The 21,562-nt window shown below is 48.0% G+C and carries 20 protein-coding genes and 1 tRNA gene; 7 read left to right on the forward strand and 14 right to left on the reverse strand.

What is annotated here, in order from left to right; genetic code table 11:
* Nucleotides 1-3: 3 nt before the first annotated feature.
* The 4 genes from TDIS_RS09230 to TDIS_RS09245 all read right to left on the reverse strand — a co-directional run bounded on the left by TDIS_RS09230 (nucleotide 4) and on the right by TDIS_RS09245 (nucleotide 3,501).
* Nucleotides 4-879 carry an NYN domain-containing protein gene (locus TDIS_RS09230; protein WP_068671586.1) on the reverse strand — a complete coding sequence of 292 codons (876 nt, stop codon included), beginning with the start codon at nucleotides 877-879 and terminating at the stop codon, nucleotides 4-6.
* Nucleotides 880-950: 71 nt separating this feature from the next.
* On the reverse strand, nucleotides 951-1,688 hold the full coding sequence (locus TDIS_RS09235) for a hypothetical protein (protein WP_153303818.1): 738 nt from the start codon (nucleotides 1,686-1,688) through the stop codon (nucleotides 951-953).
* 258 nt (nucleotides 1,689-1,946) lie between these two features.
* On the reverse strand, nucleotides 1,947-2,594 hold the full coding sequence (locus tag TDIS_RS09240; protein WP_068671590.1) for a hypothetical protein: 648 nt from the start codon (nucleotides 2,592-2,594) through the stop codon (nucleotides 1,947-1,949).
* A 64-nt stretch (nucleotides 2,595-2,658) separates the two neighbouring features.
* Nucleotides 2,659-3,501, reverse strand: coding sequence for a hypothetical protein (locus TDIS_RS09245; RefSeq protein WP_068671592.1), 843 nt, complete (start codon nucleotides 3,499-3,501; stop codon nucleotides 2,659-2,661).
* 280 nt (nucleotides 3,502-3,781) lie between these two features.
* On the opposite strand from TDIS_RS09245, the gene TDIS_RS09250 reads away from it, so the two are divergent.
* Nucleotides 3,782-4,849 carry a tyrosine-type recombinase/integrase gene (locus TDIS_RS09250; protein ID WP_244147509.1) on the forward strand — a complete coding sequence of 356 codons (1,068 nt, stop codon included), beginning with the start codon at nucleotides 3,782-3,784 and terminating at the stop codon, nucleotides 4,847-4,849.
* A 16-nt stretch (nucleotides 4,850-4,865) separates the two neighbouring features.
* Complete coding sequence (locus TDIS_RS09255; protein ID WP_068671594.1) at nucleotides 4,866-5,192, forward strand: hypothetical protein; 327 nt, start codon at nucleotides 4,866-4,868, stop codon at nucleotides 5,190-5,192.
* A 267-nt stretch (nucleotides 5,193-5,459) separates the two neighbouring features.
* Here TDIS_RS09255 and TDIS_RS11190 read toward each other — a convergent pair whose 3' ends face one another.
* Together TDIS_RS11190 and TDIS_RS09260 are read right to left on the reverse strand one after the other, a co-directional pair.
* Complete coding sequence (locus TDIS_RS11190; RefSeq protein WP_161939515.1) at nucleotides 5,460-5,759, reverse strand: hypothetical protein; 300 nt, start codon at nucleotides 5,757-5,759, stop codon at nucleotides 5,460-5,462.
* Nucleotides 5,760-5,978: 219 nt separating this feature from the next.
* Nucleotides 5,979-6,051 (reverse strand) — tRNA-Lys (locus TDIS_RS09260).
* Between the two features lie 111 nt (nucleotides 6,052-6,162).
* Here TDIS_RS09260 and TDIS_RS09265 point away from each other — a divergent pair.
* The 5 genes from TDIS_RS09265 to TDIS_RS09285 all read left to right on the forward strand — a co-directional run bounded on the left by TDIS_RS09265 (nucleotide 6,163) and on the right by TDIS_RS09285 (nucleotide 10,892).
* Complete coding sequence (locus TDIS_RS09265) at nucleotides 6,163-7,083, forward strand: transposase (protein ID WP_068671596.1); 921 nt, start codon at nucleotides 6,163-6,165, stop codon at nucleotides 7,081-7,083.
* Nucleotides 7,084-7,178: 95 nt separating this feature from the next.
* Nucleotides 7,179-9,107 (forward strand): TonB-dependent receptor plug domain-containing protein, encoded by a 1,929-nt coding sequence (locus tag TDIS_RS09270; RefSeq protein WP_068671598.1) that lies wholly within the window; start codon nucleotides 7,179-7,181, stop codon nucleotides 9,105-9,107.
* Nucleotides 9,108-9,133: 26 nt separating this feature from the next.
* Nucleotides 9,134-9,604 (forward strand): DUF4198 domain-containing protein, encoded by a 471-nt coding sequence (locus TDIS_RS09275; RefSeq protein ID WP_068671600.1) that lies wholly within the window; start codon nucleotides 9,134-9,136, stop codon nucleotides 9,602-9,604.
* Nucleotides 9,601-10,401, forward strand: coding sequence for a DUF4198 domain-containing protein (locus TDIS_RS09280; RefSeq protein WP_068671602.1), 801 nt, complete (start codon nucleotides 9,601-9,603; stop codon nucleotides 10,399-10,401). The genes TDIS_RS09275 and TDIS_RS09280 overlap by 4 nt, the downstream gene beginning before the upstream one ends.
* Complete coding sequence (locus tag TDIS_RS09285; protein ID WP_068671604.1) at nucleotides 10,377-10,892, forward strand: carboxypeptidase-like regulatory domain-containing protein; 516 nt, start codon at nucleotides 10,377-10,379, stop codon at nucleotides 10,890-10,892. The genes TDIS_RS09280 and TDIS_RS09285 overlap by 25 nt, the downstream gene beginning before the upstream one ends.
* On the opposite strand, the gene TDIS_RS09290 is transcribed toward TDIS_RS09285, so the two are convergent.
* The 8 genes from TDIS_RS09290 to TDIS_RS09325 are packed head-to-tail and all read right to left on the reverse strand — an operon-like array spanning nucleotide 10,825 to nucleotide 21,547.
* Nucleotides 10,825-11,811: a magnesium chelatase ATPase subunit I gene (locus TDIS_RS09290; RefSeq protein ID WP_068671606.1), complete on the reverse strand. Its 987-nt coding sequence runs from the start codon at nucleotides 11,809-11,811 to the stop codon at nucleotides 10,825-10,827. The two genes, TDIS_RS09285 and TDIS_RS09290, sit on opposite strands and share 68 nt — an antisense overlap.
* Entirely contained in the window at nucleotides 11,808-13,667 is a 1,860-nt protein-coding gene (locus tag TDIS_RS09295; RefSeq protein ID WP_068671632.1) for a VWA domain-containing protein, read from the reverse strand. The genes TDIS_RS09290 and TDIS_RS09295 overlap by 4 nt, the downstream gene beginning before the upstream one ends.
* The gene (gene cobN, locus TDIS_RS09300; protein ID WP_068671608.1) at nucleotides 13,664-17,521 is read right to left on the reverse strand and encodes a cobaltochelatase subunit CobN; all 3,858 of its coding nucleotides are present in this window, start codon (nucleotides 17,519-17,521) and stop codon (nucleotides 13,664-13,666) included. The genes TDIS_RS09295 and cobN overlap by 4 nt, the downstream gene beginning before the upstream one ends.
* Entirely contained in the window at nucleotides 17,493-18,308 is an 816-nt protein-coding gene (locus tag TDIS_RS09305; protein ID WP_068671610.1) for an ABC transporter ATP-binding protein, read from the reverse strand. Before TDIS_RS09305 ends, cobN begins: the two co-directional genes overlap by 29 nt.
* Nucleotides 18,301-19,335 carry a FecCD family ABC transporter permease gene (locus TDIS_RS09310; RefSeq protein ID WP_068671612.1) on the reverse strand — a complete coding sequence of 345 codons (1,035 nt, stop codon included), beginning with the start codon at nucleotides 19,333-19,335 and terminating at the stop codon, nucleotides 18,301-18,303. Before TDIS_RS09310 ends, TDIS_RS09305 begins: the two co-directional genes overlap by 8 nt.
* Entirely contained in the window at nucleotides 19,325-20,293 is a 969-nt protein-coding gene (locus tag TDIS_RS09315) for an ABC transporter substrate-binding protein (protein WP_068671614.1), read from the reverse strand. The genes TDIS_RS09310 and TDIS_RS09315 overlap by 11 nt, the downstream gene beginning before the upstream one ends.
* On the reverse strand, nucleotides 20,290-21,096 hold the full coding sequence (locus TDIS_RS09320) for an ATP-binding protein (protein ID WP_084271055.1): 807 nt from the start codon (nucleotides 21,094-21,096) through the stop codon (nucleotides 20,290-20,292). Before TDIS_RS09320 ends, TDIS_RS09315 begins: the two co-directional genes overlap by 4 nt.
* The gene (locus tag TDIS_RS09325) at nucleotides 21,074-21,547 is read right to left on the reverse strand and encodes an FmdE family protein (protein ID WP_068671618.1); all 474 of its coding nucleotides are present in this window, start codon (nucleotides 21,545-21,547) and stop codon (nucleotides 21,074-21,076) included. Before TDIS_RS09325 ends, TDIS_RS09320 begins: the two co-directional genes overlap by 23 nt.
* Nucleotides 21,548-21,562: the final 15 nt, after the last annotated feature.

Below are 21,562 nucleotides of genomic sequence, written 5' to 3' on the forward strand. Positions count from 1 at the left end.
TTGTTATGATTGCCTTTGTGATTTTTTCATTTCATCTGGAAACAAAATCTCAACTGGCATATCAATATATCCCGAAGCATTCCTTTCCCAACAAAGTTTTATCTGTTTAAATTGATATTCAATATATTTATCATCACTTGCAGCTTTAGGTCCAACATATTCATTATACCTGCCAAACGTTTCCCATCTAACTTTAATATTTTCTAATTCCATTGCTCCAACTTTTTTAGAAATAAACACAAATCCATCCCAATCAATTCTTAATTGATTTAAAATTCTATCATCTGCTTCAGAAAAAAGTTCTGCACATTTTTCTTTAGTAAAATCATTGATATGAAATTCTGGATAATGATATTTAAATAAATCTCTATAATCTAAAAATATAGTAGCATAAGCTTCATTTCTTAGCTCTATAGGATAATCATTTTTAAGAGATACTAAAAATACTTTCACTTTTCCTCTCAATTTTTTTAAAATAGGAACAAAATCTCGATCACTAGATAATAAAATTAAAATTTCTACTTCCTTTGCGTAATCCTCTATTTTACTAGAGATAGTTGTATCAACTCCTTTTTCTGAAGAACCAGGAAGATCCACTATATCAACATACACTCCTATTTCAGCTTTAAGTCTTTTTAACAATAATTCTTGCTCTTTTTCAGAAAATCTTTGACTCCTAGGACCGAATTTTTTTTTAGAACACACAAATTCAACAATTTCTGCCTTTTCCTTTACATCAAAATCAGCAAGTTTTTTATTAATGATTTCTCTTAAACTTTCTAAACTTAATTGTCTAGCAATATGATTTGGTTTAATTCCTAATTCAATAACACGATTAATATAATTAGGTCCATCAACAATAATCGGTATGCCTTGCATATTTTTTACCTTTACCTCCTAACGGCCAAATTCACTCGCCCGCCGTATGGCGGGTCGGGTGAAAAGGTTTGTTAGATATTTTTTCTAATATAAAGTATCTCACTATCACTAATTCTAGTTTTTATGTCCTCTTCTGAATAATCCAAAAGTTCTACGCATCTGTTGTAATATATTTCATACCATTCACCAAAATATTTATGAAAATCTGTTACCATTTTATCAAAGGTCAGCTGTTCAAAATTCGGGCAGTCTTCATTACCTATAACTACTTTTGCTCCACCCAACATAATTCCTTGTTGAGTAAAACCGATAAGGTGCCCACAAAAATATTTAAGGGATGTAACCTGCATTGAACAGTTATCTTCTTTTTTCTTCGGAGAAGCAAAAGCCGTATGAGCGAAAATTTTATGTCTATATCTTCTATATTTTTTTATCGCATCTTCTCTCTGTTTTAAGATCTTTTTGTTTACTTCATCGCCAATCTTGTCATGCATATTCTTATATTCTTTTTTTAAAATATCTGTTAAATTTAAAGCAAAAACAATAAAGGAACCGATACGCCATATTTCTCTTGCTATGAAGGACTCTAATTTAGATTCTTTGACCCCAATAGCAGGAAATTTTTCTATTAATTTTTTGTTCATCTTAATATCACTTTTATAAGAATTATAAATTTCCAATAATATTCTTAAAATACTATCAATTGAAGAAAGTATATCTATTGAGGGAATAGTCATTATATAATTTTGAGAATTTCTTCTTAAAGATAGTACTAAATATGGCAAAGAACGAAATGAGTATTCTAACATTATCCCTTCCTTTTTAGATTTATCATCTAACGCCTAAACTCAGCAGCCGGCGTATACGCCGGTCCGCTGGAGCGAATTGTTAGATTATTTTCATTTTCCTGTTCTTTTTCAGAAAAAACGTCCATTATCTTCTTGTTCTCTTCCTTTTAAACCTAAAATCCTGCGAAGCAGTATTCAATTTCTTTTTTATCCTGATTCGCCCGACTCTTGAAGTGTATTTCTTACCGATTTATGCAATCAATTCTACGGACCGATCTCTCAATTTCTCCTTTTTGCAGAGCTGATTATTGAATTAATATAATCGTTGATCTCTTTAATTCTTGACCCAAGTATAATATTATAGCCCTTTAGTCTTTTATCCCATACTCTTTTTGCTAAGCGAACAAAATGTAAAAAATCATTTTTCATATCTTCTTGAAACTCTTCATCAATTATGACTCCAGAAACAGGACCAGTACCTGTGATCCGTTCTGTAAATGATTCTTTTTTATATGCAGTTTTCATATCTAAATCGTATCTTACTCCTATACCCAGCTTATCTATCTTCTGGATCCTTTCAAAAGTTTGTTTGGTACATATTCTATATTTGCCATTCGCTCTTTCTTTGCATTCTGCAATAATTTTACTTAAATTGTGACTGCATTTTCTTGCTACTATATATGCCTCTTTAGCGGTTTCGTCTTTTTTAGATAATCCTATCAGTATTGCTTTTAATATGCACTCGAGTGCCATTCTGAGCATAATGAACTGTTTAGTCATAATAGACATGTTGTGAACAGGGAAACTTTGACTGTGATGATATAGAGCAATCCAATCAGCTGCATCTCTGAAGAAATGGCCAAATAAAACAGCTTTTACATGTGACTCTAAGGAAAACCGTTTGCCAATCTTTTTTAATGTAGTCATTTATTTATCGTGTCTAACGCCAAACTCAGCGGCGCCATGTAATGGCGTCCGCTGAAGAGATTTGTTAGGTCTTTTCATTAATAATCCTATTTGCAAAATAATTATCAAAAAAGTTTAAAAAGTCTCGAAGTCCCAAAATAATAGAATTAAGTAGTTTCTCTACCTCAAATCTGTCTTGAATTATTGTAACTAAGTAATGGTCTCCTCGTTCATAAAAAGAAATATCAATAGAACCAACATGAGTAACATAATCTCTTATATCGCGAACAATAAAAAACCATTCCATGTGATTTTTTATGTATTGTTTCATAGTATCATCTGAAATTTCTCCCGATCTATGTTTATCTTTGCAAATATATTTTATATAATCAGAAAAACTACAGAATTGACGAGAACTAGGACCATACAAGAAATGGAGCATAGTAGCAATTGAATCCATAATACTTCTTACATTAAATAAAAGACCAGCGATCTCTGATTTTAATGCATAAACTTGGTCACCTATATTAAATGAAGGCTGTCCTGTTCTTGGAAGTATTTTCCGAGTTTTTTGGTAATAAACTTGGATGTCTTTAATTATTTTTTGTATCCTTTCAATATTCAAAGTTAAAGAATAAAGCTTATCAGCTATGTATTTAAAGTTAAATACATAATATTGTCCTGCTAAAAAATATTGTCGAATATATCCATTTTTAGTTTCTATATAATATCCTATATGATGAAATCTTTCCCAATATCTAGTCTTTAAAATAGCTTTTCTAAGTTGTGGAAAAGGATCTTTTAAAGCAGGTATTGTATAACTAACTAGTTTACCCCGGGAGGGAGATAAGCTTACTCTGTAAGTATTCCTTAATCTTTCTTGTATTTTCTCTTGCGCTTGTTTAGTTTTTATAATTTCAAAACGCATTTTTATTTATCTAACATTACTTTTATACTTTCTTAGATTTAAAGCCTATTGCCAATATTTTTGGAATGATAGCTTTTTACAATAAAAAATGTCAAACATTAAGATTAAATCTTATTACGAATCTCTTGAGATAATAGAGGATAAAAATGTTTATTTTTATTTTTATGTCTTAAAATTTCTTAAAATCTAACTTTCTGGATAATACACAAAATTTGCCTAATTTTGCAAAGTAAAATAAGATGGCTTGCAGATAATATCTTTGCTGGCAAAAAGGATCAAAATGGAATCGCAAGAAAAGTTGATGGAAAAATTTGGGGCCTTTCTCAAGAAGGTGGAAAAGCGAGAAAGGGTGGTCCCCTTCATGGTGCGGTGGGTGGTGCAGGCCCTGCAGGAATATGAACTGCCCCCCGGACAAAAGTTAGCCCCCGCTCAGAAAAAACAATTTCTCTTTAAATTATCCCAAAAATACGAGCCTTGGCAAGTAGAACAGGCTGATCGGGCCTTAAAGCTATATGAGTATTTCCTGAACACCTTATCCCAAAAATCTCCGACAGAGAGGACAGAGGCCGAATGGGCGGAGGCCTTGGAGAAGGCCAGAGAGGTCCTCAGGCGCAAACGGTACTCCTACCGCACCGAAAAATCTTACCTTGACTGGATAAGATGCCTGGCCGAATATCTGGACTACAAATCACCGGAAGAAGTTTCCGGCGAGGATTTTCAGGATTTTCTCACCCATCTTGCCGTGGAAAGAAACGTAGCCCCTTCCACCCAGAATCAGGCTTTAAATGCCCTGGTGTTCTTTTATCGCCATGTGCTCGAAAAAGAAATTGATCCCTATATTGAGGCCGTAAAGGCCCGGGAGAGAAGAAGGCTTCCGGTGGTGCTAAGCCGGGAAGAGGTGGAGGCCGTGCTCTCGGTCTCGGAACTTGAGGAAACCTATTATCTAATCTGTGCCCTCATGTATGGAGGGGGCTTGAGAGTAAGTGAGACGGTAAGACTCCGGGTAAAAGATCTGGATTTTGAACGAGGCTTGATCACGGTATTTTCCGGCAAGGGAGACAAAGACCGGGTAACCGTAGATCCGCGGACTGAGACCGTGCGTCGGCATCACATCCATCCCAGTGCGGTGCAACGGGCCTTCAAGAAGGCGCTACGGAAGGCCAGAGTGGAAAAACCCGCTACGGTGCATTCCCTGCGGCACAGCTTCGCTACCCACCTCCTTGAGGACGGCTACGATATTCGTACCATTCAGGAACTTCTGGGGCACAAGAGTCTGAGCACCACTATGATTTACACTCATATCGTGGGACGGCGGGTCACCGGGGTGGTGAGTCCGCTTGACCGCTAATTTAAAGGAGAAAAGTATGCGTATACTAGCCACGATTCTGATGGTGATCGGGTATCTTTTAATAGGGGCCCATTTTCTGCGGGCTGGGCATTCGTTGGTGGCCCTGGGGCTTGCCTTTGCGCCGGCTCTTCTCTTTCTCAAACACCGGATGGTGCGCCTGATCCTTTCCGCAGGCCTGGGGCTGGCCCTTATTGAATGGGGCCGGACTTTCGTTTTCCTGAAACGGATCTATGAGGCTCACGGCCTTCCTTTCAGCAAGTCTGGTTTCATCCTGGGAGGAGTAATGGCCGTTACCTTTCTGGCCGTAGCCCTCAACCTGCGGGAGGATCTGCGGAACAAATGATCCGGGTCCGCCATCTGCACTATCGTTACCCGGAAGGAACTCGGGAGGCCCTTTCCGGGATCTCGCTTACGGTAAATCCGGGAGAGGTGCTGCTTCTTTCCGTCCTCTGCTGACTTATTCCTTCACAGGCCGGAGGTGAGTTTTCCGGAGAGGTGAAGGTTCTGGGGCGAAAGGCTCCCTTTTCTCCCGCGGAGGTCTTTCCCGAGGTGGCCTTCGGGCTTGAAAACCTGGGGTATCCGGAAAGGGAACTCGAAAATAAACTAAGCATCAACCCAAGCTATCGCCAACAAAAGTGGCGGATAGTCGTCTACTCCCAACTTTAAGCTCAAATGCAAACGCAGGGACATGAACTATAAGGGAGTAAAGAGCATCCTTTAGTAAACGCGAATCGGCCTCTACAGAAAGAAAAACGCCTAGAGGTAAGGAAAGAGACGAATTGGCAGCAGAAGAAACAAAACCTGTAAGACGGGTCTTGAAACCATCTGCTATTTCCACTAATTCAAACTCGGGCATACGAACCTTTCCTACTACCTGCTTAGTATCCTTGTCTATTATATCAATAACCATATAAAAGGCCTCAAAGGATTCAAGCACTGGCTCTACCGAAGGCTTCCTTTTTTCCAGGTGGTTTATCCAGAAAGCTTGGCAAAGGAAATAGAAGAGGATCTTTCTTTTTTCCTAAGTAAGCTAAAGAAAGATGATCTCCAATGATTTAATTGCCTATATCAAACAAATCCTTTCGGACACCTAAATTAAGGCGGAGGACTGAAACCCTTGATCCTCAAGTGGGCCGGGCAGGATTCGAACCTGCGACTCCTGGCTTAAAAGGCCAGTACTCTGCCAGCTGAGTTACCGGCCCGGTTATGGGCTTAAATTACCCTTGAACTCCAGGGCTGTCAAGAATTATTAAGAGGGTGTTCGAAAAAACTAGATATTGACGTTGGGGGAGCCTAGAATTAACTCCCCCAACATGAGAAGAAGCAAACTGCGTCTCAAGACCATCTTCAAAATAACCCGAGCCATAATAAATGAAAAGCCCCTGGCCTTTCGAGGTCGCCCAAAAACTTATTCCGATGCCTTCATTATCTCTATCTTCCTCTACCAAACCCTAAAAAATCTATCCTACCGAGAAGCACTAGAAGAGGCCTTCGATATATTGGGACGAAGACCCGCCCTTTCTACCTACCACTACCGAGTCTCAAAATTCCCTAAACAATCCCTGAAAATCCTTCTCCAAGAATTGGCCCGAAAACTTCTAGCAAAAGAACATCACCTCTTTTCCTTTATCTCTGATGGCACCGGCTTTAGTTATCATGACCTCTACCCTTTAAAATTCTTAAGAGGCTCAGAAATCAGAAAAGTAAAAGCCCATATAAGAGTGGTCCCCATAATCGGAGTAACTTCATCCGGAAAAAGAATCGTCATTACCGCTGAAACCGGAGGTCCCTATGCCAGCGAGGTAAAACTTCTCCTGGAAGCTCTGGCAGAAATTGATCCAGTCACTTTTAAAGCCGAATGTTTTATAGCAGATAAATGCTATGACAGTCTCAAGGTCATGGAAAAACTTGTAGAGCTTGGATTAAAACCGGCCATAAAAGTAAAAGAAACCTTCAGGCAGAAGGTAAAACATCCTCTGCGGAAAGATTCCAGAATTTTCTGGGAGAAATGGGGCCGAAATAGATATCTGATTGAAAGTTTGTTTGGTACGGTAAAACTGAAAATAGGCTCGCATTTTAGGGTAAGAAAGGAAGAAATAGCCCAGAAGAGAGGACTGGCCGCTTTTGTGCTCTATAATATGTACCTCCTGGCTACCCTCCTCTATATCTCGTTGCTCCTTAAAAACTATTTTCGAACACTCTCAGAATTATTAAAAGCCTTTTCATCCCAATAATAACCAAGGCAATTTAGTTTCCTTGACAAGCAACTCCAGCAATGTTAATAATTCGTGCTACGAATATAAAATTCGTAATACTAAGGAGGTCGGAGATGCCGAAAAGTTTTTCATGGTTTCTTCTGGTAGTCAGTATCTGGCTAGCTATGTCCTCCGGAGCCTTGGCCGGTGAAAAGTCCACGGAGGAGAGCACCTGGGGTCTCGGGGAGGTAGTAATAACAGCCACCAAAACCCCGCACCCCCTGAAAGATGTCCCAGTAGAGACGGTGGTAATAACCAAGGAGGAAATTGAACGTTCCAGCGCTCAGACCGTAAGTGACCTCTTGCGTTACGTTCCCGGGATATTTGTCAGGGACGAAGATGCCCCCGGCATTTCGAGTTGGCGGGCAACTATAAGGGGCCTGAGCTTCAACGATGGCTACGGACTCATCCTGATTGATGGAGAACGGGTAAGAGGCGAGGGCATGGGGGATTCCGGGATAGGACTTAACCAGATACCGCCTCAGATGATCGAAAAGATAGAGGTGGTCAAGGGCCCAAGTTCGGTCCTCTACGGAAGCGACGCCCTTGCGGGTGTAGTAAACATCATCACCAAACCTACTCCCGACAGAACCATCTATGGTTTCGAGGGAGGTTACGGGAGTTACTGGACGAACATGGAGTATCTCTACTGGGGAACGAAGGCCGCCCCTTGGGGCGTGCTCTTTCAGGCCTCCCGTGAGGAATCAGAGATGGGACAGTACGGTGTAAGGACCTATCGAGACGAAACTTATAAAAGAGAAAGTTTCTTATCTAACTTCTCTTATGAGGTAAATCCAAATCTCGTCCTAGGACTCAAGTTTACGGCCCAGGAAGAGGAACGGAAGATCGAATACCTGACCCAGGACACCGTAGTAAACAGAAAGGGCTACAAATATCGCATCGCCCCTCACCTCAAAATGATCTTCGATGACGATTCGGAATTGATTGTGAAGGGATATTACTATGACTGGAAATTCGATGCAGACTCCTACGGCACGGATCCGTATCCCTACGCCCTCTATAAAGGAGATATGTACTATCGAGACCTTGAGGTCCGCTATACCAAACCCGTAAAAACGAGTCATCTGGTTACCCTGGGTGCCGAGTATCGGCAAGAGGAATTGGATTACACCTTCTCACAAAGAAAACTTGATATCACTAGTGCCTACTTCCAGGATGAAATCGAATTCCATATGGGGTTTCCCATGGAGGTGGTGGCAGGTGCCCGTCTGGATCATCATTCCCGGTATGGCACGGAGTTTTGTCCCAAAGTAAGTCTCCTGGTGAAACTGGATGAGGCTACCAGAGTAAGGGCTTCCGTAGGAAGAGGCTTCAAATCTCCCACCATCAGACAGGCCTTCTATACCGAACCCTATCCCCACGGAGATTATTTCTATGTTTCAAACCCGGACCTTGAGGCCGAAACCTCTTGGGGTTATTCCGTGGGAATTGAACGAAATATCGGCGATATCTTCTGGGGGAATATCACTTTTTTCAGGAACGACATCGAAGATATGATTATAAGATATTACGACTATAAAGACATCAATAACGACGGCGTTGTCGAAAAAATAAGAACTTTTAGGAATGCTAAGGAAGCCTACACGCAGGGTATAGAAGTAGCCCTGAAGTTAGCCTTAATTAAAGATGTCTTATGGTTTAATATAGCTTATACCTATTTAGATACGGAAGACGAAGATACCGGTAAAGAACTCACCTTTATCCCTGACCATAATCTGGCAGGCCATATAGTTTTCAAGCATAAACCTCTGGGAATATCCTTTGATATCGGTATCCAATATGTCAGTGAAATGTATACCAATCCTACTAATACTGAGCAAACCAGCAGTTATTCCGTTGTGGATGTGAAACTCGTCAAGACAATCGGCAAGCACGCCTCCTTGTCCGTGGAAGGCAATAACATTTTTGACTCTGATTATGGTGAACCAGATCGTGAATGGTGGGGAGCCACTTGGCTGGCCCGCTTTAAGATGGATTTCTAAATCCTAATCGGTAAAGGAGGAAAAACATGAAAAAATTATTAATAGTACCCTTTAGTTTTATGTGTCTTTTAGTTTTCAGTAGTTTAGTCAAAGCTCACGATCTTTGGCTCCAAGCCCAAAATTATTATCTCGATTCTATGGAAAACATTGAAATAAAAGTTGTGTTTGGTCATAACTTTCCTTATGAAGATATTTTAATACCAAAAAAAGATATAAGTGAATTTTCATATGTAACTCCTGAAGGAGTTAAAAAATCGGTTACAAATATTTGGGAAAGCATAAAGGGTAACAGGAAAAGAGAATACAAAAAAGGAAGTTTGATAGGAGAGATTGATTTATCTAAATGCACAAAATGCAAAGAGGGGACTTATATTATTGCTGCTTCTAGAGTTAGAAAAGGAGACAAGTTTCATGTACCTTCAGGAAAATATGGTAAAGCTATAATTATAGTAGGCCAAAAAGGTACGCAAAAAATAACTAAAGGGGGTGTCTTATGAAGATAAAGAAAAAATTTGTGATTGGTATTTTGACAAGTCTTTTTCTTCTGCTGGCCTTTATTCCTAAAACCTATGCTCACTTTCTGTGGTTAAACGTTGATGATTATACCCCTAAAAAAGGACAAGAGGTCCGCATCACCCTCGGTTGGGGACACAAGTTCCCCGAAACACCAACCCCTCCTAGAGAGGAGATGGTAAAGAAACTCTCCCTCTTTTTGATAGATCCTGATGGTCAAAAAATTCCTCTTAATATTCCCGTAAAAGACGGAAAACCACAGCCCGTTAGAGTAAAGGTAACCAAAAACGGCATTTATTTAGCCGTAGCTATCGCCAAACACTTTGTTTCCAAAACCACGGAAGGTTATTTCTATAAATCCAGAGACGAGTTAAAAGACAAAGAAATTATTTATTCCAAGTGGTCTGAAACTACTGCGATCGCTATTATAAGTGTGGGTAAATCTAAAAAATTTGATACTCCTAACAATCTAGACTCTAGCTTTTACATCCTTCCTCTGGTTAATCCCTCGGTTTTAAAAGAGGGAGAAACCTTTCAGGTAAAGGCAATATTTTACGGTAAACCCTATCGCACCTGGGTGTATGCTACTTATGCGGGATTCAGTAAATTTAAAGATACCTATGCTTGGGCAACCAAAACAGACAAGAGGGGCATAGCTAATATTAAAATTTTGAAGAGTGGGGTAAACTGGTTGCTTAAAAGCGAGGTTGAGAAACACTATCCAGATCCAAAGAAAGCCGATATAGCAAGTTACAAATGTTCCGTAACATTTGGATTCTAGTTTTGATTTTATTTTTATTTCTAGCTTCGCGAGAAGTCCTTGCTCACGGAGTTGAAGGAGAAATTGAATATCTCCGTGGGGCGGTTGTTGTTACCGCCTGGTATGACACCGGAGAACCGATGAGTTATGCAAAAGTAGAGGTTTATGCCCCTGATAGTAATATCAAATTTCAATCTGGAAGAACAGACCGGAATGGTCGTATCGCTTTCGTACCCGATGTACCCGGAAAGTGGCGAGTAGTGATCTCGGATGAACTCGGACACAAGCTCGATCTTTCCGCAAATATAACAAGTATTTCTCCGGAGAAACCGGTAGAAAATACTCAAATCACCGAAGCTAGAAAAAGCACATTATTATCGCGCAAAATAAGTATTATTATAGGACTTTTGTTAATATTCGGCCTCTTCGGCTGGATAAAGGAAATTAAGCAATTTCGTCAAAAGGTTTACGGCGGAGACGATGAGGTAGGGCCAGGCGTTCGGCCACCCTGAGATCCTCCTCGGTGACCTCGGTCCTCCCGGAAAAGGCCGCGTGAGCCCTAGCCGCACGGGCCATGGTAAGATCGGCTCGGTGCCCGTCAACCCCCAGCGTTATGGTCTTTTTGGCGATGGCATAAAGCATCTCCTCTGGAAGCCTTACCTCCGGAAGCCTCTCCTTGGCTTCCACGATACGGGCGACCAAGGCTTCGGTTTCACTCTGAAATTTTTCTTTGAACCCTTCAGGATCCCGCGCAAATTCCTCCCAGCGCTCCATGATGAGCACCCTGGCCTTTGGGTCTTTTAAGCCCTCGACCGTCACGCAGAGACCGAAACGATCAAGGAGTTGGGGACGAAGTTCTCCCTCTTCTGGATTCATGGTACCCACCAGGACGAAACGGGCGGCGTGAGAGAAACTTACCCCTTCCCTTTCCACGTAATTCATCCCCATAGCCGCCACATCGAGGAGGGTATCCACCAAGTGATCCGGTAAAAGATTTACCTCGTCCACATAGAGAAAACCCCGGTGGGCGGCGGCCAGAAGGCCGGGCTCAAAGCGTCTCTCTCCCCGGGTTAGGGCCGCTTCGAGGTCAATGCTTCCCACCAGGCGATCCTCGGTGGCTGAGAGCGGAAGCTCCACCACCCGCACCTTTCGCCTCGTGCGGGGAAGCCGGCCTTCCTTCTCAAGGCGCTCTTTACAGAAAGGACAGAGGCTTTCGGGTGAGTCCGGATCGCAGGAAAAAGGACAACCCTCCACTACCTCTATCTCCGGAAGGATGTCCGCTAGGGCCCGTACCACCGTAGATTTACCGGTGCCCTTTTCACCCCGAATGAGGACTCCCCCGATTCCGGGGTCAATCACGTTAAGAAGCAGAGCTAACTTCATGTCCTCCTGACCTACGATGGCGGTAAAAGGAAAAAGGTATCTCTTCATGGTTCACCTCTCGCAATTTCGTAAAGTCTATCAGCCCGGAGGGCTTCAGGGGTAAAGTAACGGGCAGAAAGGAGTTCGGCGAGCCTCCGGGCCATTTCAAGTCTTAAGCCCCCTGTTTCGGTATCTACCACCACGAATTCGGTCTGCGGAAAGTTCGCCGAAAGTCTTCCGGCCAAGACCTCGATTTCCTCCCGCGGTGGTTTCCCGGTAAGGCTAACATTACCTCGGCCGTCAGTGATTAGAATGACGGTAGTGAGGAGCCGAGAATCTTTTCGACGTATCTCTTCAAGCAATCGGTAAAGTTCGCTAAGGGCGGCGGGAAGCGGGGTTGAGCCTCCTACCGCAAGCTCCGAAAGGACCCTTGCGGCCCGATCCACAGAATTGGTAGGCGGGAGAACAATCCGGGCCTTATCCCCGCGGAACACCATAAGGGCCACTCGGTCCCGCCTCTGATAGGCCGAAAGGAGGAGACTCATAATAGCACCCTTGGTTTCCCTCATGCGGGCCTCGGCGGCCATGGAACCCGAGCCGTCCACACAGAAGACCACGAGGCGAGAGCTTCTCACCAGCTTGAGCTTGGCCCGCAGATCCTCCTTACGGATTACAAACCTTCCGGGACCACCACCGCGGATCTTCTGTTTTAAGGCCGCCGAAAGAAAGGTGGGGATAAGGGCTATCTCCCCCTCCCCCTTATAGGGAACAGCCCTTACGAAATATCCCCTTCCGGTAAGAGAAAATCCCTTAGATCTCTTACCGAAAATCTTGACCTGCTGTGGCCGTTCGCGATGACCGCTAAACTCCCTCACCCGGAAGATCTCTCCCACGGAAAAGACTTTGTCCTCGCCCTCTTCGGGCCTTACCTCCTCGGGTTCGGCAAATTTTGTATCGGTACGACTGTTCTCTCCTCTATCTTGCCCCTCCGTCGGCGTTTCGTGAGAACGACCTCTAGGGGCCTCTTTTTCCCTCGGGGAGGAATTCTCTTCAGGAGGCTTGCGGTCTTCTTTGTTTTCTTCCCCGGGCTTACTTTCGGGCTGAGGTTTAGGTCTGCCCCGTGATCTCTCCCGTCTCCGGTGGGCGAGAACCAGTTCGGCCACGGACTCCACATCCTCGGGGGTGGCCTCGGAGCGGCCCTTTAGGGCCGCGTGGGCCCGAACGGCCTCTAAAAGAAAAATTTCCGCCCGGTGACCAGCCGCGGCGGCCTCAAGCGCAAGCCGTGCTATGAGGGCACGAAGGTAGCCAGAAATCCTGACCCCGGGAAGCAAGCTTCTGGCCTTTAAGATTTCCTCACGGAGCCCCCTTTCCTCCTCCGCAAAGGTCTCCTCAAAACCCTCGGGATCCATCTCCCAGAAGAGGCGTCGTCTCAGGATCTCAACCCGCAGGCTCGGGTCCCTTTCGGCAGAGACCTCCACATAGAGACCGAAACGGTCAAGGAGTTGCGGTGAAAGGGGACCCTCCTCGGGATTCATGGAACCGATCAAGAGGAATCGCCCGGACTCCGAGGCGGAAAGCAAGAGGGAAACGATGGATGGAGGCAAAAGATTTATCTCGTCCACATAAAGCACTCCGCCCTCGGCCTGAGCGAAAAGGCCAGGGACAAAGACCCTTCGACCGTGCTTTAAGGCCTCCTCCAGGCAAAGATGACCGGTCAATCGTTCCTCCGTTACTGAAAGGGGAAGATTCACAAAAGGGCCTTCGATGAGGCGAGCTAAGGCCCGGCCTGCGGTGGACTTGCCCGTGCCCTTTTCTCCGGAAAGGAGCACCCCCGAAAGCCGCGGGTTTATCGCGCAGAGCATAAGGGCAAGCTTCATTTCTTCCTGCCCTACAATGGCCGAAAGGGGATAGAGCCTCTTGGTCATTTCCATATCTCTCCGATTTCCTTGCGGAGATCCTTCATTCTCGCCTGCCATTCAGCTACCTCATCTACGGAATACATATCCACGGCCCCGCCCTGAAAACCGCCTTCGGTCTCTCCTATCGCATCCTCGAGTCGTCCTTCGAGCTCAAGGTAAGCGTCTCTCAATTTTTCAAGTAAACCAGCCTCCGGCCTCCAGAGACCTCTCTTCTCGGCCTCAAGTAGCCTTCGGGCGATTTCTTCCAGGGCGTAAGGGTTGTGTTTCATAAAGAAATCCCGATTTTCTTTGTCTACGACAAATTTACGGGTAATTTCGTCGAAGATCCAGTCGTCAACCTCGCCGGTGGTGGCCTGCCAGCCGAATAGGCGTCCGATGCGTTTGGAGATCTCCGCCGCTCCCTTGTAGCCGTGTTGCTTCATGCCTTCTATCCAGCGCGGATTCAAGAGTTTAGCCCTTGCCACCCGCCGGATTTCATCGGCAAGGTCACGAACCGCAACCGCCGCCCTCTCCCTGGTATCACCGTAGTAGGCCTTTACCTTTTTCCCGGAGAGTTCCCTTGCGGCCACCGTAAGTCCGCCGTGGGTACCGAAGTAGCAGCAGCAACCGAAAAGATCGTATTCATCGGTGAAGGAATTGTTGAAGGTCGCCTCTACCGTGCGCAGGCCTTCGGCAAATTCCCGGTGGGCCTTCTCTCCGAAGACGCCTTTTCCGTAGGCGTAGCCGTTCCAGTATAGGAAGACCTCGGCGAGATCCTTCTCAGTCTTCCAGGCCGAGGCGTAAACCGCAAGGTTCACCCCGGACTGGTAGGTACCCGGAGGAGAGGCGAAGATCCGAAAGGTGGCCCTGCGGAAGGCGTCCTTTTTGCCTCCCAACTTTTCAAGCCGTTCCAGGGTGTGCTTGCGCACAAAGTTCATCTCCAGGGGTTCCTCAAGCTCCGCCACCAGGCACACAGCCTCGTCCACCAGCTCCAGACATCGAGAAAAATTGTCCCGGGTGATTCCGGAAACCCTTACCGTGACATCTATGCGGGGGCGACCGAGTTCGTGAAGCGGGATGACCTCAAGCCCTTTTACCCGGCCGTTGGGGAGCCATACCGGTCTTACCCCCAGTAAGTAAAGTATCTGGCTCATGACCTCCCCTTCGCTCCACATGATGTCCGTGCACATCCAGTAAAAAGCTACGTTTTCGGGGAGCCGCCCCTCGTCTTTCCGGAATTTCTCAAGGAGGGCCTCGGCCAGCTTGACGCCCACGGCGTAGGCCGCTTTCGTGGGAACCCTTTCAGGATCAAGGGAGTAAAAATTTCTTCCGGTAGGAAGAATGTCATCCCGGCCGCGGGTTATGAGCCCGGAGGGCCCGGGAGGGATGTAGCCTCCGGAAATCCCGTAAAGTAAAGCCCCCATCTCGTCCGAGGCCTCTATGCGGCTTCTAAGATCCTTTATCCGGGAGGCCAGCTTTTCCAGGTGTTCCATAGGAACCCTCTCTACAGCCTCCTTTCCGCAGAGACGGACGAGAACTTCTCTGGCCTTTTCCCCCTCAAGGACGCCGCGGACGAATTTTCCGGATAGTTTCTCCACCCGCTCAAGGAGCCGACCTTTGGTGGGATCATTCAGGAGATCCTCCAGCCGAAAACCCAGAGCCCGGGCCATTACCCGCCGAAGATCCGAAGGCTCCCCAGAATCGTAGCGCAGAACGGCTCGTATAAATTCGGCCAGTTTTTCGCCTCGGGGAATCTCTCCAAAGATGTGCATACCTTTGGGCACCTGGGTACTTCGCAGGCGGGTTAGGGCCTCGTGAATGCGGCGGATAAACTCCTCCGGCTCAGTCTCCTTCGAGGGTTTCACCTCTCGGTCAAGACCGGTTTTCCGAACAAGGTCAACCAGACGGTGAAGTATCTCGTGGGCCCGTGCTGGACTTCCGGCAGCCGCCTTTTCGTATTCCTCAAGGAGTCGATCCAGCTCAAGATAACCCTCATAAAGCTCTCCGGCCTCAAGTACCGTCTGCAGGTGATCTACCAGAACGGCATAACTTCGCCGTTTGGCGATAGTGCCCTCCGGGGGGTTATCAGAATTATAAATGTAAAGATGGGGCCGTTCGTGAATGGAGAGATCCGGAAAACAGGCCGCAGAGAGCCCTACCCCCTTTCCCGGAAGAAATTCCAGATTGCCGTGGGTGCCCACATGGATGATCACATCCGCCCCGAAGACCCTCTCGAGCCAGCGGTAGGTGGCCACATACTGGTGGGGAGGGGGAACCTCGGGGTCGTGGAGGATCTTGCATACCTTCCCATCACAACGCGGCCCGGCACAGCCCCGCTTGGGTTGAACGCAGACCACCGCGTTTCCGAAACGAAGCCCGGTAACCACGATCTTTCCATCATGGACCATGGCCGCGGGTACACCGTTCTTCTCCTCCCCCGGAGGGTCTCCCCAAGCCTCTCTCATCCGCAGGCGAACTCCTTCCGGGAATTCCTCCCACCAGGGGAGGTATTCCTCAAGCGGGACCATAGCCAGGGCGCCTCCCTTTTTCACAATTTCCTCCACCGTGGTCCACCGGAACTCCGAAATAGCCTTCCTTTTGAGGATCAGATCAATCAATTCCTTTCCGTTTTCGGGCTCTCCCTCAACACGATAGCCCTCCAGTTTGAGACGTTTCAGGATCCGGGCCACACTCTCAAGGGTATCCAAATGGGCCCCGGACCCCACCGTGGCCTCCACCGAGGCACAGGGGTTATTGTGCAACACGAAGACCACCCGGCGTTCCGCAGGAGGTTTGCGACGAAGTTCAATCCAGGCCTTGACCCTCTTTACCAGCCTCTGAACCCTCTCCCTCACCGGGACTCGACGTTCCAAAACGGCCCCGGTCAAGGGATCCTCTTCCCTTTTCATAGCACCAATGAAAAGGGGCTCTATGACTCCCTCAAATTCCGGAAGGGCTACCGACCAGGCGACCTCTGCTGAAAGTCCCTGGGGATCCTCTTCCCACTCGCTCACCGTGCGATAGTAAGCCACTACCGGCTGAAATACCGGAACTCCAAGCCGGCGAAGGACCTCCACCCCGGAGGTAGAAACCGAAGGATCCGAAAGGTCCTTCTCCCGGGTACTTCCCAGGAAGAAAAGGATAAGTTTGATCAGGGCCTCTATTCGGGGAAGCCCATCGGCCAGCAGAAATTTTCTTATCGCCTCCCCCGGACCCTCGCTTCCGAGACTCTCGTCCTTTACGCTATAGCTGAACACCGGTACAACCCCAAGCCCCTGAGCCTCAAATTCCTCTATCAAAGCCCTCTCCACCTCCATTTCCCCGTTTACCCAGTTGTGACGAGAGTAAAGGATCCCTACAAGGGGAGTTTTCGGGGAGGGCCGGTACCACGCGAGGTATTCCCCGGTGTCGGTAAAGACTTTAGGGGCCCGAGGGTGATATATACCGGCCATAGGAAGGGGCTCGGGGTCCCGATGGGAAACATCGAGGCCCCCGAGCCCGGAGGCTAGATATAGGAGGAGGTTGGCAAAGTTTTCTTCCCCTCCATAGATAACATAGCGCAGGGCCTTCTGGACCACCTCCGGAGAGACATTAGAAAGTGTTAAATAAGTGGGATCGTATCCCAGGGATACCAGGGGACGGGTTTTCCCCAGCTCGGCAAGGCGAGGAAGCATCTCCTCCCAGAAAGAATCCCCGGAGCGGTAAAGGAGGATAATATCCGCCTGGGCAAGCTCGAGAAGGGCCTCCTCCCTCTTTTCGGGATGGGTCTCGAGGGTGCGGGAAGAGAAAATCCTGACCTCAAGGCCCAGATCCCTGAGTCTTGCAGCGGCTCTTACAAGGACGGGAACATAACTAGCCCATAAAATGGCCCCGATTTTCATGGTTTTCACCTCCGAGAGGATTTCCCGGGAAGGCTCCAGTGAGGGATACCAAGGGATAGCCACGAAAATAGAGGATCTCAAGGGGAATCTCATAGAGTTCTTCTAAAAGTTCCTGAGCCCTAGGATGTTTCCGGGGGTTCATCTCCGCAAGTATCCGTCCCTTTTTGATAAGGACTACCCGATCGGCAAAACCGAAGGCCAGATTTGGGTCGTGAAGGGTGGCTACCACTGTAAGCCCCCTTTCTCCGGCGAGTCTGTGGACGGTGGTGAGGACTTCGATCTGGTGTTTCAGGTCCAGATTGGCGGTAGGTTCGTCAAGAAGAAAGATCGGAGCCTCCTGAAGTAGGGCCCTCGCGAAAAGCACCAGCTGGCGCTCACCGCCGGAAAGATCCGTAAGGCGACGGCGGACAAGGGCCTCAAGTCCTAGACTTCGGAGCACTTCCCGGGCCTTGATCTCATCCCTTTTTCCAGGACGAGAGAGAAATCCGAGATGAGGAGTGCGTCCCAGCAGGACAAATTCTAGCACGGTATAGGGAAAGACCGGATGATAGGACTGGGGAACATAGGCCAGGAGACGGGCCCTCTCTTTGTAGGTAAGGTGTTTCAGGGGCCGCCCGCAAACGAGAACCTCGCCCCTCGTCGGGGTATAGAGCCCCAGAAGGCATTTCAACAAAGTAGTTTTCCCGGCTCCATTAGGTCCGAGAAGGACCACAAATTCCCCCTTGTGCAGGGTCAAATTCACTTCCTGAAGAATCTGGGCGAAGGAGAGGTCACGGACCTCAAGCATACTCCCAGCCCCCGGTCCGTTGTTGTTTGAGGAGATAGATAAAAAAAGGAATACCGGTGAGAGAGGTAATGATGCCTACCGGGAGATCAAAGGCGGTAAGCGTACGGGCCAGAGTGTCAGAAACCACCAAGAGGCCTGCTCCGGTACACATGGAAAGGGGAATCAGCCGTCGATGGTCCGGTCCTACCGAGAGCCGAACCAGGTGGGGCACCATCAATCCCACCCAGCCCACAATACCGGCTGCGGCCACACCGGCCCCCACCACTAGGGCCGCAAGGCCCATAACGGCAGCCCTTTCCTTCTCCACCGAGACTCCCAGGCTTCTGGCCTCGTCCTCCGGAAGGGAAAGGAGATTTAGCCGGAATCTCAGCAGATATAGCCCTGCAAGGCCTAGGGCCACGGGTGGAAAGGTTTGCTTGACGACCTCCCAGGTGCTCAAAGCGAAGCTTCCCATCATCCAGGTCACGATTTCGGCCATGCGGTGCGGATCCACCATGAATTTTATGAGGGAGACCAGGGCCATGAGCCCGGCGGAGACGATAATCCCGGAGAGAATTAGACTTATACGGGAGACCTCTCCAGATAGCCGGGCTACCCCATAGGTCAGAAAAGCGGCCAGATAAGCGAAAAGAAAGGCCGCCAGCGATACCGGTACCCGCGGCAACCAAGCCACGGCCACCGCACACCCCAGCGCTCCCCCGGCGGAAAGACCTAAGAGATAAGGATCTACCAACGGATTACGAAAGACGGCTTGAAGGGCCGCCCCGGAGGAGGCCAGAGCCGCCCCTACCAGGGCCGCGAGCAGGACCCTAGGGGTTCGGATCTCCCAAAAAATATTTAAAATTCCGGGACTTATTCCGGAATCTCCCTCCCAGAGTTTTACCCAGAGGACCTTGAGAGCCAAACCGGGTTTAAAACCCGCCGGTCCCAGGGAAAGAGAGAGATAAATCGCCAGGATACTTGCCGTTACAATGAAGGCCTCCTTCCGCCAAAGGCCTTTTGGGGAAGGGAGGATTTTAGATGGCATTCCTGTTGAACCTCTCTACTAGGGTCTTGAAAGAAATCCCGCGAAACCTTTCGGGATAGATCTTCATGGCCACCCACAGGGTTATCAGAGCCACCCTAGGCGACCAGGTGGACCAGGCAGGGGCCTTGTAGACGGCTCCGTGTTTTACGGCCGCAACCGCGGCCAGCCTCCGGTCCTGGAGGATGTCCTCCGCTCCGTAGGAGGCGTTTCCCCAAATGAAAATGACCTCCGGGTCCCAAAGGACAATCCTTTCGGGAGAGACCCTGGGATAGGGATGATCTAGGGCCTCGGCACAATTTTTCCCGCCGGCAAGGCGCAAAATGTCCGCCACCACCCCTCTTCCGCCGGCCACCTGGCAGTGACAATGGTCCCCCCAGAGCCAGAGGACCCGTTTCTTTTCGTTTTCCCTGAGGTCCGAAAGACGTTTATCGATAAGTGAGAAGACCTCCTCCATGGCCCGGTTCACTCGTAGGAGACGTTCCTCTTTGCCAAAGAGTTCGGCCAGAAGCCTCATGGTAGAGCGCAGATCCTTCAGGCTCTCCGGAGAGATGGCGATAATCGCCGTTTGATTTCTCTGACCGAACTCCTCAAGGACCTTAAGGGTTTCCGGGCGATAGGTCCAGGTAACGATGAGATCCGGGGAAAAGAGGGCCAGGGCCTCCAGATTCGCCTGGGTAGCCGTTCCCACCGAAGGAATCTCCTTTAGCCTTTCTGCGCCGACTTCTTTAAGGAGATCACTATATCGTTTGGCCCAGAGGCTAATCCCTACCGTCTGGTCCCAGAGATCGAGATAGGGAATGAGCTCGTAGCCAATGAGGAAAACCGCCCTCCTTACCGGAACCCGCACCTCAACCTTGCGACCGGAAGCATCTCTGACCACTAGGGTGCGCGGGGCAGCCAGAGCAACCTCAAGGCCCAACAAAATAATTATGAAAAGAAGCGCGAGCCTCACCTTCATGACAGCATGTCCTTCTCAAGGATACGGCTCTGAATACCTTGGAGGATGTGGACCAACTCCTCCCGGATTTCTCCGGACAGAGGAAGCCTCTCGCCCCTAAGAGAGGCTGCGGTGAACTCCGGTCTCACCCAGAACCTTCCTAAAACCGGAAGATGCCTCTTCCCGATCTCCTCTTCCACAATGGCCTCGGCCTCGGGGGTAAGCCGGTTCAAAACCACTCCCATAAAACGAGCTCCGGAGCCGGTCGCAAGGTCCCTGATCCTTTCGGCGAGCATCACCGACTCTAAGGAGGGTTCAACTACTGCAAGCACCCCATCTACCGCGGTCTCAAGCCCCCTTCCGAAGTGTTCCACCCCGGCCTCGGTATCCACCAGCACGATCTCTCCGGAAGGAGTTTCAAGCCGCTTCATGAACTCCCTGGCCACTACTCCCATCGGGCAAGCGCAACCCTCTCGGGCCTCAACGACTTTCCCTACCACTACCAGCAGGCAGTTACCCCTCTGCCGCCGAAAGTCCTTCGGGATATCCTCAGGAAAGATCCTCTCCTTTTCAAAAAGACTCACCTCCTCTTTTCCTTCCCGGATTTTCCGCCTCAGCTTTTCTCGGACGGAATCCTTGCCTCCCAGAAGATCCATTAGGGTGCGGGGAGGACTCTCAAAACCGAGCAGCCGGTGAAGCCCGGGATTGGATTCATCCGCATCCACTACCAGCACCCCCCGGTTTTGTTCTGCTAAAAACTCGGCCAATAAGGCGGTAAGAGTGCTCTTACCGCTTCCTCCCTTACCACAAATTACAATCTTCATAATTACCCCCCTCCTTCCCCGAAATTCGGAAAAGTCTATAGGTTGGAGCCGAAAGTATTTCTTCTATCCAATTTTTAAAAAGAAGAAGGTACTCCTCCTTTTCCTGAAGAGTTATGATCTGGCGCAAGATCTTACTCTCAAGGTCCCGTAATTTTTCGGGCGCTCGGACAAAGGCCCTTCTTGTCCGGAGGAAAAGAAGATTTTCCCCGCGAGCGTTGAGGAGACTGTAAACCTCTTCATCCATATCCTCGGAAAAGGCAGGAAATCCCATCAATTCCAGAGCCCTTGCGGCACAGCCCCGGTTATAGGCACACACGGAAAAATCCTCTAAGGACCTTTCCAGGATATAGGTCCTGAATACGAGACCCACCCTCCAGCCTATGGCCAGGTAAGGGCAGAGATGACCGTGTCTATGGACAATGGTTTTGAGTTCAAGATCTAAGAAAAGCATCCTTTTTTAATCCCT

This window comes from Thermosulfurimonas dismutans, assembly GCF_001652585.1.
Taxonomy (GTDB): Bacteria; Desulfobacterota; Thermodesulfobacteria; order Thermodesulfobacteriales; family Thermodesulfobacteriaceae; genus Thermosulfurimonas; species Thermosulfurimonas dismutans.

What these genes read in the sequence shown, in the direction of transcription:
- TDIS_RS09235 (WP_153303818.1), bottom strand. Translation starts at nt 1,688, where the DNA reads ATGTTAGAATACTCATTTCGTTCTTTGCCATATTTAGTACTATCTTTA.
- TDIS_RS09310 (WP_068671612.1), bottom strand. Translation starts at nt 19,335, where the DNA reads ATGCCATCTAAAATCCTCCCTTCCCCAAAAGGCCTTTGGCGGAAGGAG.
- TDIS_RS09245 (WP_068671592.1), bottom strand. Translation starts at nt 3,501, where the DNA reads ATGCGTTTTGAAATTATAAAAACTAAACAAGCGCAAGAGAAAATACAA.
- TDIS_RS09305 (WP_068671610.1), bottom strand. Translation starts at nt 18,308, where the DNA reads ATGCTTGAGGTCCGTGACCTCTCCTTCGCCCAGATTCTTCAGGAAGTG.
- TDIS_RS09255 (WP_068671594.1), top strand. Translation starts at nt 4,866, where the DNA reads ATGCGTATACTAGCCACGATTCTGATGGTGATCGGGTATCTTTTAATA.
- TDIS_RS09275 (WP_068671600.1), top strand. Translation starts at nt 9,134, where the DNA reads ATGAAAAAATTATTAATAGTACCCTTTAGTTTTATGTGTCTTTTAGTT.
- TDIS_RS09315 (WP_068671614.1), bottom strand. Translation starts at nt 20,293, where the DNA reads ATGAAGGTGAGGCTCGCGCTTCTTTTCATAATTATTTTGTTGGGCCTT.
- TDIS_RS09280 (WP_068671602.1), top strand. Translation starts at nt 9,601, where the DNA reads ATGAAGATAAAGAAAAAATTTGTGATTGGTATTTTGACAAGTCTTTTT.
- TDIS_RS09230 (WP_068671586.1), bottom strand. Translation starts at nt 879, where the DNA reads ATGCAAGGCATACCGATTATTGTTGATGGACCTAATTATATTAATCGT.
- TDIS_RS09265 (WP_068671596.1), top strand. Translation starts at nt 6,163, where the DNA reads ATGAGAAGAAGCAAACTGCGTCTCAAGACCATCTTCAAAATAACCCGA.
- TDIS_RS09270 (WP_068671598.1), top strand. Translation starts at nt 7,179, where the DNA reads ATGCCGAAAAGTTTTTCATGGTTTCTTCTGGTAGTCAGTATCTGGCTA.
- TDIS_RS09250 (WP_244147509.1), top strand. Translation starts at nt 3,782, where the DNA reads ATGGAATCGCAAGAAAAGTTGATGGAAAAATTTGGGGCCTTTCTCAAG.
- TDIS_RS09320 (WP_084271055.1), bottom strand. Translation starts at nt 21,096, where the DNA reads ATGAAGATTGTAATTTGTGGTAAGGGAGGAAGCGGTAAGAGCACTCTT.
- TDIS_RS11190 (WP_161939515.1), bottom strand. Translation starts at nt 5,759, where the DNA reads ATGGTTATTGATATAATAGACAAGGATACTAAGCAGGTAGTAGGAAAG.
- TDIS_RS09285 (WP_068671604.1), top strand. Translation starts at nt 10,377, where the DNA reads ATGTTCCGTAACATTTGGATTCTAGTTTTGATTTTATTTTTATTTCTA.
- TDIS_RS09325 (WP_068671618.1), bottom strand. Translation starts at nt 21,547, where the DNA reads ATGCTTTTCTTAGATCTTGAACTCAAAACCATTGTCCATAGACACGGT.
- TDIS_RS09240 (WP_068671590.1), bottom strand. Translation starts at nt 2,594, where the DNA reads ATGACTACATTAAAAAAGATTGGCAAACGGTTTTCCTTAGAGTCACAT.
- TDIS_RS09295 (WP_068671632.1), bottom strand. Translation starts at nt 13,667, where the DNA reads ATGACCAAGAGGCTCTATCCCCTTTCGGCCATTGTAGGGCAGGAAGAA.
- TDIS_RS09290 (WP_068671606.1), bottom strand. Translation starts at nt 11,811, where the DNA reads ATGAAGAGATACCTTTTTCCTTTTACCGCCATCGTAGGTCAGGAGGAC.
- cobN (WP_068671608.1), bottom strand. Translation starts at nt 17,521, where the DNA reads ATGAAAATCGGGGCCATTTTATGGGCTAGTTATGTTCCCGTCCTTGTA.